Here is a 12601-nt window from a genome sequence, read left to right as displayed (position 1 = left end):
GCTTTCGCGGATTCGTCGCCATTCCCTTAATGGGCGGCTGGCAGGGCTCGCTTCATGCTCCGCTCTTGCAAGCGCATCAGAAGCAACGAGGCTTCGAACAGGAAAATCAGCGGCAACGCCAGAATGATCTGACTGCCCGGATCGGGCGGGGTCACTATCGCAGCCAGCGCCACAATGCCGACAATGACATAGCGGCGCGCGCCCGCCAGTTGCTCTCGACTGACAATGCCCGCTCGGTGGAGCAGCATCAACAAGACCGGCAGTAGAAAGGTCATGCCAAAGGCCAGAATGAACTGCATCACCAAGCTGAGGTAATCACCTGCCGACGGCAATGCCTGCACCTGCATTCCGCCCGCTTCCCCGCCAAAGCCGAGGAACCATTTGAACGCTGTCGGCATGACCACAAAATACGCGAGCGCCGCACCTCCTAGGAACAGCACCGGAGTGGCGATCAGAAACGGCAGAAAAGCCTTCTTTTCTTTGGCATAGAGGCCAGGTGCGATGAAGGCCCACAATTGGTTAGCGATGATCGGAAAGCTGACCATGAATCCTGCAAACAGTGCCACGCGCAACTCGACAAAGAAAATCTCTGGCAGTTTGGTGAAAATCAACTGACCTTCGCCTTTGGGAAATGCCGATTTGAGCGGCTGCACCAGAAAGCCCAGAATGGGGTCGGCGAAATAGAAGCACACCGCGAAACCGATCATCAAGGCCAATACAGACCGCACGAGCCGCGCGCGCAATTCTATCAAATGATCAAGCAGCGGTGCGCGGGTCTCGTCAATGTCATCAATCTTGAATGCCATAGACGCCGCCTATTCTCCGGACTTTGATGGCGATTCGGGCTGCGCTCCAGACGGCGGCGTAGCGGCTTCAGCATCAGACTCAGGCACCGCATTCGCATTGCCGCAAGGCGGCATGGGCGGCGGCCCGGTCATCACAGGTTCGCCCGCTTCGGCCTCACTCGCAGCGGCAGAACGCTTCATGATCGCCTCATTCTGCGCCTTCCATTTTTTTTCCATATCTTCCAGCTCGGCCTCGCGCACCATGGCGTCGATGCCGGTACGGAAATGCGCCGAAACTTTGCGCACCTTGCCGATCCATCGGCCTGCGGTGCGCATGGCCAACGGCAGATCTTTCGGCCCGATAACAAGGACCGCGACAATGATAATTACCAGCAGTTCTGCCGCGCCTATGTCAAACATACCATGCCTTCGCCCTGCCCATTCCCTCACCCCGCACAGTCAGACGCTCTGCACAGTCAGACGCGCGGTAGCGAAAGGATCACTTGGACGATTCGGTGGTTTCGCCCGATTTGGTCGCAGTTGGTGCAGCGTCCTTGGCGGGAGATTCGATCTGAGGCTTGGCAGCGGAGGAGCCTGCGTCCTCCTCGCTCATGCCTTTCTTAAAGCTCGAAATGCCCTTGCCGAAATCGCCCATCATTTCAGAAATGCGGCCACGGCCGAACAGGACGAGCACGACCAGCGCCACAATTAGGATTTGCCAGATACCGATACCGCCCATGCGAAGTCTCTTTCAATTGCCCGGATTGGGTGTTGCTGGGAGCAATATAGGGATTAAGCCGCCCCGGCGCCAGTCGCGAGTATCCAGGCAGTTTGGTCTGCGCGCTATTCGTCTTGGTCAGGATCGGGTGTGCAACCTTCTGCATCGCAACCGGGGTCGGCCATCGCCTCTTCAAACGCATCATCCACCGGGTCGAGCAGTCCCGCCGCGCGCAATTCATCAATGCCCGGTAGGTCACGGCGCGTTTCCAGGCCAAAATGGTCGAGGAATTCGGGTGTGGTTGCGTAAATGACGGGCCGTCCCGGAACCTCCCGGCGGCCCGCCAATCTGATCCACCCCGCCTCCATCAACACATCGAGTGTGCCCGAACTGGTCTGCACACCGCGGATCGATTCGATTTCGGCGCGGCTGACCGGTTCGTGATAGGCAATAATCGCCAGAACTTCGGTGGCAGCGCGGCTGAGGCGGCGGACTTGCTCCTTTTCGCGGCGCAACAGATGTGAAAGGTCGGGCGCGGTTTCAAAATGCCAGCGCGCAGCCCGCTCGACCAAATGCACTCCTCTATTGCCATAGCGTTCCTGAAGCGCCTTTAGCGCTCCTCGCAGCAGCGCTGGTTCGAGCCCGCCCAGATGCGCCGCCAACGCCGCCAGGCTCATCGGTTCATCGGCGGCAAACAGAGTGGCCTCCAGGCTGCGCTCGATCTCATCGGGGGGGGCGGTCACATCGCAACCCCTTCCCGGATACGCCGGATGCGGAGCGGCGCGAAAGCTGCCTCCTGCGCGATCTCCGCCCGCCCGACCCGGGCAAGTTCCAGCGCGGCTACAAAACTCGATGCCAAGGCCGATTTGCGCAGCGCCGGATCGGCATGAGGCGGCAAAAAGTCGCGGATTTCCATCCATTCGAGGGTCACGCCCAACATCGCAGACACCCGGTCAAGCGCACTGTCCAGCGTCATCACGGGGCGGTTCGACACGTGATAGATGCGCGGCGCAGTGCGCGCCTTAACCTGACCATAGGCATGGATCAGCGAATAGGCATCGCTCTTCCAAACAATCTTGCGATCAGTGCGCAAACCCTCTGGCGCGCCTCGCAGAAACACATCGCGTCCGATGCGGTCACGCGCCATCAACCTCGCCGCAGCCTCGCGCATCGCGCCGAGTCGTTGCAGCCGTAACTGCAACCGCAGGGCCAGTTCTTCGGGACTAGGGTCTTCCTGTTCATCCTTGGGCAGCAGGAGCGCCGATTTGAGATAAGCAAGCCATGCCGCCATCACCAGATAGTCAGCCGCCAGTTCGAGCCGCAGATTCTGCGCCCGGTCAATAAACCCCAGATATTGATCGACCAGCTCCAGGATCGAGATAGCGCGCAAATCGACCTTTTGCCTGCGCGACAGGTCGAGCAGCAAGTCGAGCGGCCCTTCCCACCCGTCAAGCTCCAGATAAAGCGCGTCATCCGCCGATTTCTGCTCCAGCCGTGGCGGCTCGTCCATTGCCCAGATTTCAGGCGTTTCTGCGGTAGGCTCGCCCGCTCCGCCGGTCAGCATGAAGCCGGTCTGCGGCGGCGCCTCGGCTTTGATCTGGCCGACTGCTTTATCGGCAGCGTTTGCATTGGCGTTCATACCGGTTCCCCCGAAAGCGCCAGCAATGCATCGCGTTTGGCCAGCAACTTGGCAGGTTCAGGGGTGATAACGTCTGCAACATGCGTGCTCGCCAATGCACGATCCAGTCGGGCGGCGGCTGCATCAGAAATCTGCGGAAGCGCCGCGCAGATACCCTCCATGTCAGCCATCTTCGCCCAGCAATTGAGCACAATGTCACAGCCTGCAGCATGGGCGCGGGCGGCGCGTTGAGGAACGGTGTCGGTTAGCGCCTCCATATCGATATCATCGGTCAGCAAAAGGCCATCGAACCCGATTTCTCCGCGAATGATGTCACGGATGATCGTGGGTGAAAGCGTGGCTGGCAATTCTGCGTCCCACACCGGAAATTTGAGATGTCCGGTCATCCCGATCAGCGCCGAATTGAGCGCGCGGAACGGGGCAAGATCATGTTCAAGTTCTGCCGCGCTTTCATGCACCGTGGGCATTTCCTTGTGCGTATCGACCATGCTGCGTCCGTGGCCGGGCATATGTTTGATACAGCCGGTCACGCCGCCCGCTGCCAATCCATCGAGCACTGCGCGGCCGATTGCAGCAACGCGCATGGGGTCGCTGCCAAACGACCGGTCCCCGATCACGTCATGCGCGCCCGGCTGACGCAGGTCGAGCGGCGGGTGATAATCAACCGTGATACCCATTGCCGAAAGCTCCAGCGCCATCGCCTTTGCACCCGCACGCGCGGCCTCGATCGCGCTGGCCGGGGCAAGATCATAGAGCCGGTCAAACGCTTCGCCACTGGGATAGGCCGCCCAATGCGGCGGGCGCAGACGGGCCACACGGCCGCCCTCCTGGTCGATCGAGATAAGAAGCCTGTCGCGCCCGTGCACACTGCGCAGGTCGTCCGTCAGCGCGCGCAATTGCTGCGGATCAATGCAATTGCGCCCGAACAGGATGTAGCCCGCAGGGTCAGCTTCGCGGAAGAATGCGCGCTCATTGGCCGTCAGAACCGGGCCAGAGCAGCCGAAAATCGCCGGAATCATGCGCGGAGCCTTGCAGCGGGCGAGCGATCAGGCAAGCGCGCTAACCATTTGACGCCGACATTTCGGGGGGAAATCCGGTGGGAAACCGCTGCAACGCGCTGCCAACGCGCTCAGGGCTTCACCTGACAATCGAGTCCGTCGGCCTTAAGCGCGGCACACAATTGATCCGCTTCGGCCCGGCTGCCTGCCACTGCCTGAAGCCGGTAAACCTTGCCAATATCGACCGTACCCTCTTCAACGCGGTACCGGGCGTTGTCGAGCGCATCAGTCCGGCGGCGCAGATCGTTCCATCCTTGTTCAGCGCGTGCGCGCGACGAATAGGCGGCAAGCTGGACGCCAATCCCGGCCGCGCCCGCGCTCACCTCTTGCGATTTGCTTCCTGCTGCCGTGCCGCCAGATCCACCCGTCGCTTCGCTGCCCGGACCACCGGTTTCCATTACACCTTCGCGAGTGCCGCCTTCGGCAACCACCGGGGCAACATTGCCGGTGCCAGCGAATTCCTTGCCGCCGGGGTCTGTCGGTCGTTCTTTGATCGGGCCTTCGGGTGCTTCGATAACGCTGCCGTCCGCGACCATATCGGCATCTGTGCCGCGATTGGAGAAATACCAGATCGCTCCGACGACACCGATCAGGATCGTCAATAGGATCAGGAGAAATCCGATAACTTGCGCGGTATCTATGCCGCCCGCTGCATTGTCATCCTCATCGGCTTCCAACCACGGCAGGCTGTCATCATCGGACAGGTCAAGTTCGCTTTCCGCAGCCGCGGCGCAATCTTCAACCTCTTCATATTCGGCTTCGATAATCACCGATCCTGCACCTTTTACATCCGCTCGACAGCTTGCACGCCCAGCACGCGAAGCCCATTGCGCAGCACTTGCCCGATTGCAGCGGCAAGGAAAAGCCGCGCTGCAGACAATCCCTTATCATGTTTCAGGATGAAGCGCTTTTCCAGTTCAGTGTTACCCAGACTGTAAAACGCATTGAGGTCGGTGGCGAGGTCATAGAGATAGAAAGCGATGCGATGGGGTTCGCGCGCTTTAGCTGCCGCTTCGACTTCGCGCGGGAATTGCGCAGCGCGGCGGATCAAGACGATTTCTTCCGCGCCAAGCTGGCTCAATTGCTCTGCACGGGGTTCAATCCCTTCATCCTCGGCAGCCTTGCGGATGGTCGACTGGATGCGCGCATGGGCATATTGGACATACCAGACCGGGTTGTCCTTTGACGCCTCTACCACCTTGGCAAAGTCAAACTCCATCTGCGCTTCGGGTTTGCGGGTCAGCATGGTGAAACGCACCACGTCCTTGCCAACCTCGTCGATCATATCGGCGATGGTGATGAAATTGCCCGACCGTTTGGACATTTTCATCGGCTCGCCGCCGCGCATCAACTGCACCATCTGCACCAGTTTGACGTCAAAGGGGGTTTGCTTGCCCTTTCCTTGGGACAACGCCGCCACCGCCGCCTTGATCCGCTTTACCGTGCCCGCATGATCTGCGCCCCAGATGTCGATCAGCTCATCGGCGCTTTCTGCCTTTTGCATGTGATAGGCGAGGTCGGCCCCGAAATAGGTCCACGCACCGTTGGACTTTTTGATCGGGCGGTCCTGATCATCGCCAAACCGGGTCGAGCGGAACAGTGGCAGTTCGACCGGCTCCCAATCCTCCGGCGGCGCCTTGCCCTTGGGCGCTTCGAGCACGCCGTCATAGACAAAATCATGCTTGCGCAGCCATGCTTCGGCTTCATCGGGCTTGCCCGCAGCGTGCAAAGCCGCCTCGGAGGAGAACACATCGTGGTGGATGCCCAACATGGCGAGGTCAGCTTTGATAAGCTCCATCATTCTGGTCACCGCTTCAGCGCGAAAAATGGGGAGCCATTCGCCCTCTGCTGCATTGCTGAACCGGTCACCCAATTCGCTGGCGAGCGCCTCGCCTACGGGAATGAGGTAGTCGCCCGGATACAGTCCTTCGGGGATGTCGCCAATATCTTCGCCAAGCGCCTCCCGATACCGCAGGAATGCTGACCGGGCGAGTGTGTCGACCTGCCCGCCGGCATCGTTGATATAATATTCGCGCGTGACCCGGTGCCCGGCAAATTCAAGCAGGCTGGACAGGGCATCGCCCACCACCGCGCCTCGGCAATGGCCCATGTGCATCGGCCCGGTCGGATTGGCCGAGACATATTCGACATTGACCGTGACGCCGCTGCCCAAAGCAGAACGTCCGTAATTGTCGCCAAGCCGGTTCATCGCACCCAATTCTTCAAGCCATGCTACTGGGTTCAATTTGAGATTGATAAATCCCGGACCGGCGATTTCGGCGCTGGCAATGCCATCTGCAGCTTCAAGCTTGGCGCAAATTTTTTCCGCCAGCGCGCGCGGATTGGTCTTTGCCGGTTTCGCCAGGACCATCGCCGCATTGGTGGCCAGATCGCCATGCGCCGGATCGCGCGGCGGCTCCAACGTCACATTAGCGAACGACAGATCGCTAGGCAGATCGCCTTGATCCACCAAAGCTTTCAGCGCCGCTTCGACGATCCGGCCATAGGCGGCGTAAAGGGTGTTGTTGTCACTCATCACAATCTCGTGCGTATTCGCATCACATGCAGATGCAAAGTGGGATGCATGGATTTGGCTCCGAATTGAAGCGCGGGAATCAGCGATACTTCAGGCCCAATGGCCGCCGCTGGCATTATCGCGTGGCGTTATACGCCAGTTGCGCTTCGGTAAGCTGGAACCCAAGCAGCATCTCAAACCTCGTGCGGGCAATGGCGCTGCGCACTTCGGGGTTGGCCAAAGGATCAAGCGCAGCTTCCGGGTCGCCCGGTCGGCGGCGGCGGGTGATCTGCTCGCGGATGTCCTCTGGCAGCGATGCGGCCGCGCGGTCGACAAAAGACCCGGCCTTCGCACTTGCGACGGCGCGCTCTTGCCCGTCGGCAAAGTTCAAAGTGACTTCACCCACTCGTTTGGAAACCACTGCGCTCCCGCCTTGCAACATGGTCACGTAATACGGCAGCGTCACGGTGCGGGCACCGCGAACGTCGCTGCGCCGTGCGCGCACATCAAACGTCGCTTCGGTATAGATGCGGTCGGTTGAATCGTCACAGGTTGAACGCAGGTTTGTCATCACTGCCGAAACATCGAGATTGGCCAGCGTCGGATCACCAGCCGCGCGGAAGGTGGTGATATCACCGGTATAATGCGGGATTCCCACCGCCGGACACGTCGTCAGCACCGAAGTGATACCCACGCCCTGATCGACCACCAATTCGCCCTCTTGCGCGCAGGCCCCCAATCCAGCGACACCGGCGATCAGCGCTATCACCGGAAAAATGCGGACTGGCACGGCACGGCTGCGAAAATTCATTGGAACAACACCCTCGATACATGGCTTTGGCGATCATCAACGCCCATTGCGATCACGCCCTAGCGAGACGCGCATCAAAGCGCTAGAGGGAGCGATATGAACGCGCCCTTTCAAGAATCCGATGCCGCCACCCATGCGGAACCGCTCAACCTGTTGATCGCGGCCCCCCGCGGCTTTTGCGCAGGGGTCGACCGGGCAATCGAGATTGTTGAAAAGGCACTCGAAAAATATGGCGCGCCGGTCTATGTTCGACACGAAATCGTTCACAACAAATATGTCGTCGAAGGGCTCAAGGCGAAAGGCGCGATTTTCGTCAAGGAACTCGATGAAGTCCCCGATGATGCACCCGTGGTGTTCAGCGCGCATGGCGTGCCCAAGGCGGTGCCTGCAGAGGCTTCGCGGCGCAAATTGCTGTATGTCGATGCGACCTGCCCTCTGGTGTCCAAGGTTCACCGTCAGGCCGAACGCCAGCTTGAAAAAGGCCGGCATATCATCTTCATAGGCCACGACGGCCATCCCGAAGTGATCGGGACCATGGGTCAGGTCGAACCCGGGCAGATGACTTTGGTCGAAACGATCGAGGATGTGGACAAGCTGCCGTTCGATGCCGATGAGCCTCTGGCATATCTGACGCAGACCACTCTGTCGGTCGATGACACGCGCGAAGTGATCGAAGCGCTCGAATGGCGCTATCCCAATATCCGCGGGCCTAAGGCCGAAGATATTTGTTACGCCACGTCCAACCGTCAGGCGGCGGTCAAGGAACTGGCACGTGATTGCGATCTGGTGCTGGTGGTGGGCGCACCCAACAGCTCCAATTCGCTGCGGCTGGTCGAAGTGGCGGAGCGGCTGGGCACCCCGGGCAAACTGATACAGCGCGCCGAGGAAATCGATCCCGCGTGGCTCGACGGGATCAGCACGATCGGATTGACCGCAGGCGCCTCTGCACCGGAAATTCTGGTGCGCGAAGTGGTCGATGCACTGGCAAAGTTGCGCCCTATCCGCGAGAAGACGATCACGGCGGCAGAGGAGAAAATGGTCTTCAAACTGCCGCGTCAGCTTTCCTGACTGGTCCAGCAGGCGGTTTGCTATGGCGGTCTACACCCATCTGGGAGCCGAACAGCTGGCCGAGCTTATCGGGCATTACGATGTTGGCGGGCTGATTTCGGCAAAGGGTATTGCTGAAGGTGTCTCCAATTCGAACTGGATGATTGAGACCAGCGGCTCGAACACAGGCGGCAACACAGGCGGCAACGCGGGCGGTGGGCGATACATTCTCACCATGTATGAACGGCGGATCGAATTGTCGGATCTGCCCTATTTCCTAGGTCTGCTCGACCACCTTTCGGCCAAGGGCTGTCCGGTACCGCGCACCATCCATGACCGCACGGGGGCTGCGTTTCGGTTGGTCGACGGAAAGGCGGCCGCGCTGATCGAATTTCTGCCCGGTGTTTCGCCGACCCGCCCCGATCCCGATCAGGCATTTGCAGTTGGGCAGGTTATTGCGCGGATGCACGCTGCGAGCGCCGATTTCCCGCTCAGCCGGGAAAACACGATGGATTTTGCCAGCAATCTGGACCTGCTAGAGCGGTGCGGCTCGACAGGACTGGCGTCGATCAATGCCGCTCTACCGGCGATGCTGGGGGCCGCGCGCGATGCCGCCGCTCTGTCACTCAGCGCGCTTCCGCAGGCGCAAATTCATGCCGATCTGTTCCCCGACAACGTGCTGATGTTGGGCAGCGAAGTCACCGGCCTGATCGATTTCTATTTTGCTTGCACCGGCGCGATGGCGCTCGATCTGGCGGTAACCCATGCTGCCTGGGGCTTTGACCCGGTCACCAATGCCTATAACGCAGACTGCGGCCGCGCGATTCTGCAAGGATACGAGGACATCCGAAGGCTCACCCCGGCAGAGCGCGCCTTGCTGCCCGACATTGCCAAGGGAGCCGCATTGCGATTTGTGGCCAGCCGGGCAGAGGATTGGCTGGACACCCCTGAGGATGCATTGGTGACTCGCAAAGACCCGATGCAATTCGTCTCGCGCTGGCGCTTTTACGACGATTACGGTGCCGAAATATTTGCCTGAACCAGAAATTCCGGCAATGAGCGGCGATATGAAACGGGTCGAGATATTCACCGATGGCGCTTGCAAGGGCAATCCCGGACCGGGCGGCTGGGGCGCCTTGTTGCGCATGGGCGGCCACGAAAAAGAGCTGTCGGGCGCAGCGGCCGACACGACCAACAACCGGATGGAATTGACCGCCGCCATCGAAGGGCTTTCGGCTCTCATCGAACCATGCAAGGTCGACGTTTACTCCGACAGCAAATATGTGATCGATGGCATCACCAAATGGGTCCACGGCTGGAAAAAGCGCGGCTGGGTCAATGCCAGCAAGAAGCCGGTGCGCAATGAAGATCTTTGGCACCTGCTGATCGATGCGGTCGCGCGCCACGATGTGACATGGCACTGGGTCAAAGGCCATTCGGGCCATGCCGAGAACGACCGAGTGGACAAACTCGCCAGCGATGAAGCTGACCGAATCGCGACCGAGGCCTAAACAGCCTTCATTTGAATCACGGAAAAACAGGCGTTCGGGCCGCCCCTCACGCCTGCTATCTTTGGTAGCAAACGGCTGGTTTCAGCTGTTGTCTTCGGTCGGTGCGCCGGGACCGTTTTTCTGGATCGAAGCGATCGCTTTCTTGGCGCTGTCCTTGCTCGAATAACCCTCGGTCGAAAACATCACTTCGGAATTGTATTTGAAACGGACGCGGTATTCACCGGCCTTGTCTTTGTAGATTTCAAACTTGTGAGCCATCGCGGCACTCCCCTCTTAGTGGTGTTGAACTCAGCGCCACATCTTACAGATAGCAGCGGGCGTGGCTAGCCTTCGGCATGCGCTTTCTTATTCGAAAAGCGATCCGGTGCGTAAACAGATGTATCAATATTGCTGGTCAGCGCGTCGCGCCCTTGCCCCAATATGATCTGCGCGGCCAGTCGCGCCGCGGCAGGGGCGGTTTGAATGCCAAAACCGCCTTGCCCTGCGAACCAGAAGAATCCGGGAACCACTGGATCTGGACCAAAGACCGGCAGCCGGTCAGGCGCGAAGCTCCTTAGGCCCGCCCAGCGCCGCTCGACCGCTTCGATGCGCCAGTCGGTCACGCTTTGGAACCGATCAACGGCCAGCGCGACGTCGATCTCTTCGGGCGCCGCGTCGCAGGGGTCGGTTGGGATTTCATCATGCGGGCTGAGCCACAGGCGGCCATTGTCAGGCTTGAAGTAGAAACTCTCCGATATATCAAGCACCAGCGGCAAATCCTTCGGCGCAGCAGGGTCGACCCGCAATTGCACGACCGTGCGGCGTTTGGGGTCGATACCAAGCGGGCGGGCACCGGCCCGCTGTGCAATCGTGTCTGCCCAGGCTCCGGCGGCGTTGATGACCGCAGCAGCCCGGTAAGTCTCCCCAGCTTCGGTGCCAATCCGCCAGCCGCCTGTTTCACGCTCCAATTGGTTTACCAGCGCGCGGCAGACGAGATGGGCACCGCTTTGCCTGAGAGCTTTGAGATAATGCTGATGCAGTCCGGCGACATCAATATCAGCGCAGGCAGGCTCCCAGATTGCGTCGCACCAATCTTCGCGGATGTGGGGAACCCGCGCGGCCAGACCCTCTCGCCCGAGCCGCTTGATCGTCACCCCTGTGCCGGCGAAGCGTTGGACGAAATTGTCCATTGCGGGCCTGTCCTTTTCACGCCCGACATACAGTGCGCCGCGCGGAATGAGAAAGCCGTGCTCGCGCAGATAGTTTCCCGATGCGAGCGTGAGCGGAACCACGCCGGGGCCGCCATAACATTCCTCCCAGAACGCTGCGGAGCGCCCGGTCGAATGATACCCCGGCGCGTCTTCGGCTTCGAGCACCAACACACGGGCATGGGGGCCGAGTTCGGCGGCAAGACTGGCGCCCGCCATTCCTGCACCGATAATTGCGACATCATACAGCGTTTCGGTCATCGTGCGGGCGCGACCTCGTCCAGAAAATCTTCGATCCCGCGCATCATCCGCTCGCGCACCGCGTCAACTTCGCGCAGAATCTCGTGGTGCGCTTCATCGCCGAACGCGATCAATTTACCGTAGGGCAAACGCTCCGCCGCGCGAACATTGGCCGGATGACTGACCAACCTGTCCGAAGTTGTCGAAACGATCAGCACCGGCACATTGACTGATTCCAGCGCGCCCGGTGCCTCAAGCACTCGCCAGGACGCATAGGCCCGTTCAACCCAGCGCCAGCTTGCCGGGCCCATCACCAATTCGGGGCGCGCCTCCCTCCACCACATCTCGTCGGCATAGCGTTCGGGATCATGGGTCAGTAGATTGGCACGGCGCGAGGCTTTCTCGCCCGGCTTCTCGCTCCACTTCCACGCCTGCCGGGTCGGATCACCGGCCAGGGTCATTATCTTCGCCGTGCCATGCAGCACCGGAAGCGGGAGAGCCGGGCCGTTCATGCCCAACATTGGTGCGCTGAGCACGGCTGCGTCGGGCGCGATGCCTCCGCTCAGCTTGCCATCAACGAGCGCGCGCATAATCAGATGCCCACCCATCGAATGACCCGCGATCACATGTGGCCCCGGCACCTCATTTCGCCATTGCCGCCAGAAATGTGCAAGATCATCGGTCCATGTGTTGAAATCATCAATGTGCCCGGTCACCGCATCCTTGCCCAACCGGCCCGAACCAGCCTGCCCGCGCCAATCGGATGCGGTAACGCGCCATCCGCTGCGATGCCATTGTTCCAGCGTTTCAAGGTATTTTTCGTAAAAGTCGCCGCGCCCGGGCATGAACAGGATCGAACCGCGGGGGGACTCAGCTACGCCAGGCCAGTCAATCCGGCGCACAGTGTGCCCGTCAACGGTGTGCCACACGCTCTCGCTTGCGGCCTGCGGAATGGCGCGCCGATTGATCGCGGCGGCGGCTTTGATGGGGGTGCTAATAGGATGCCTCCGAGCTTGGTTACTATTTGGTAAGCACTGACCTGTAGCACTCCCCGTCAATGAAGGATCGCTGCGGAAAACCCCGCGCGCAA

15 protein-coding genes are annotated in these 12601 nt (G+C 60.3%); 3 read left to right on the top strand and 12 right to left on the bottom strand.

Annotation, left to right across the window (positions count from 1 at the left end; all coding sequences use genetic code 11):
- Positions 1 to 26: 26 nt before the first annotated feature.
- From tatC to ACM64M_RS04055, 9 genes are all read right to left on the bottom strand, one after another.
- Positions 27 to 806 (bottom strand): twin-arginine translocase subunit TatC, encoded by a 780-nt coding sequence (tatC, locus tag ACM64M_RS04095; RefSeq protein WP_416227390.1) that lies wholly within the window; start codon positions 804 to 806, stop codon positions 27 to 29.
- Between the two features lie 9 nt (positions 807 to 815).
- On the bottom strand, positions 816 to 1205 hold the full coding sequence (gene tatB / locus ACM64M_RS04090) for a Sec-independent protein translocase protein TatB (RefSeq protein WP_416227389.1): 390 nt from the start codon (positions 1203 to 1205) through the stop codon (positions 816 to 818).
- 79 nt (positions 1206 to 1284) lie between these two features.
- Positions 1285 to 1524: a twin-arginine translocase TatA/TatE family subunit gene (locus ACM64M_RS04085; RefSeq protein ID WP_416227388.1), complete on the bottom strand. Its 240-nt coding sequence runs from the start codon at positions 1522 to 1524 to the stop codon at positions 1285 to 1287.
- Positions 1525 to 1628: 104 nt separating this feature from the next.
- Positions 1629 to 2246, bottom strand: coding sequence for an SMC-Scp complex subunit ScpB (gene scpB / locus ACM64M_RS04080; RefSeq protein WP_416227387.1), 618 nt, complete (start codon positions 2244 to 2246; stop codon positions 1629 to 1631).
- Positions 2243 to 3013, bottom strand: a complete 771-nt coding sequence (locus tag ACM64M_RS04075; RefSeq protein ID WP_416227640.1) for a segregation and condensation protein A — start codon at positions 3011 to 3013, stop codon at positions 2243 to 2245. Before ACM64M_RS04075 ends, scpB begins: the two co-directional genes overlap by 4 nt.
- Positions 3014 to 3138: 125 nt before the next feature.
- Positions 3139 to 4161 carry a beta-N-acetylhexosaminidase gene (nagZ, locus tag ACM64M_RS04070; RefSeq protein ID WP_416227386.1) on the bottom strand — a complete coding sequence of 341 codons (1023 nt, stop codon included), beginning with the start codon at positions 4159 to 4161 and terminating at the stop codon, positions 3139 to 3141.
- 110 nt (positions 4162 to 4271) lie between these two features.
- Positions 4272 to 4970, bottom strand: coding sequence for an SPOR domain-containing protein (locus ACM64M_RS04065; RefSeq protein ID WP_416227385.1), 699 nt, complete (start codon positions 4968 to 4970; stop codon positions 4272 to 4274).
- Positions 4971 to 4984: 14 nt separating this feature from the next.
- Positions 4985 to 6736 (bottom strand): arginine--tRNA ligase, encoded by a 1752-nt coding sequence (gene argS / locus ACM64M_RS04060; RefSeq protein ID WP_416227384.1) that lies wholly within the window; start codon positions 6734 to 6736, stop codon positions 4985 to 4987.
- A 115-nt stretch (positions 6737 to 6851) separates the two neighbouring features.
- Entirely contained in the window at positions 6852 to 7526 is a 675-nt protein-coding gene (locus tag ACM64M_RS04055; RefSeq protein ID WP_416227383.1) for a hypothetical protein, read from the bottom strand.
- A gap of 96 nt (positions 7527 to 7622) precedes the next feature.
- Here ACM64M_RS04055 and ispH point away from each other — a divergent pair, with 96 nt between their 5' ends.
- Genes ispH through rnhA form a run of 3 tightly spaced genes read left to right on the top strand, consistent with a single transcriptional unit; the run spans position 7623 to position 10084 of the window.
- Positions 7623 to 8594 carry a 4-hydroxy-3-methylbut-2-enyl diphosphate reductase gene (gene ispH, locus ACM64M_RS04050; protein WP_416227382.1) on the top strand — a complete coding sequence of 324 codons (972 nt, stop codon included), beginning with the start codon at positions 7623 to 7625 and terminating at the stop codon, positions 8592 to 8594.
- A 22-nt stretch (positions 8595 to 8616) separates the two neighbouring features.
- Positions 8617 to 9612 (top strand): homoserine kinase, encoded by a 996-nt coding sequence (locus ACM64M_RS04045; RefSeq protein WP_416227381.1) that lies wholly within the window; start codon positions 8617 to 8619, stop codon positions 9610 to 9612.
- Positions 9613 to 9640: 28 nt separating this feature from the next.
- Positions 9641 to 10084 (top strand): ribonuclease HI, encoded by a 444-nt coding sequence (gene rnhA, locus ACM64M_RS04040; protein ID WP_416227639.1) that lies wholly within the window; start codon positions 9641 to 9643, stop codon positions 10082 to 10084.
- Positions 10085 to 10165: 81 nt separating this feature from the next.
- Here rnhA and ACM64M_RS04035 read toward each other — a convergent pair whose 3' ends face one another.
- From ACM64M_RS04035 to ACM64M_RS04025, 3 genes are all read right to left on the bottom strand, one after another.
- Positions 10166 to 10342: a YegP family protein gene (locus tag ACM64M_RS04035; protein WP_416227380.1), complete on the bottom strand. Its 177-nt coding sequence runs from the start codon at positions 10340 to 10342 to the stop codon at positions 10166 to 10168.
- Between the two features lie 65 nt (positions 10343 to 10407).
- A complete protein-coding gene (locus ACM64M_RS04030; protein WP_416227379.1) occupies positions 10408 to 11532 on the bottom strand; it encodes an NAD(P)/FAD-dependent oxidoreductase in 1125 nt (374 codons plus the stop codon).
- Entirely contained in the window at positions 11529 to 12497 is a 969-nt protein-coding gene (locus ACM64M_RS04025; RefSeq protein ID WP_416227638.1) for an alpha/beta fold hydrolase, read from the bottom strand. Before ACM64M_RS04025 ends, ACM64M_RS04030 begins: the two co-directional genes overlap by 4 nt.
- Between the last annotated feature and the right edge of the window lie 104 nt (positions 12498 to 12601).

The sequence above is a fragment of the Qipengyuania sp. ASV99 genome (genome assembly GCF_047872805.1).
GTDB lineage: Bacteria > Pseudomonadota > Alphaproteobacteria > Sphingomonadales > Sphingomonadaceae > Erythrobacter.
This window is presented reverse-complemented; position numbering and strand designations above follow the sequence as displayed.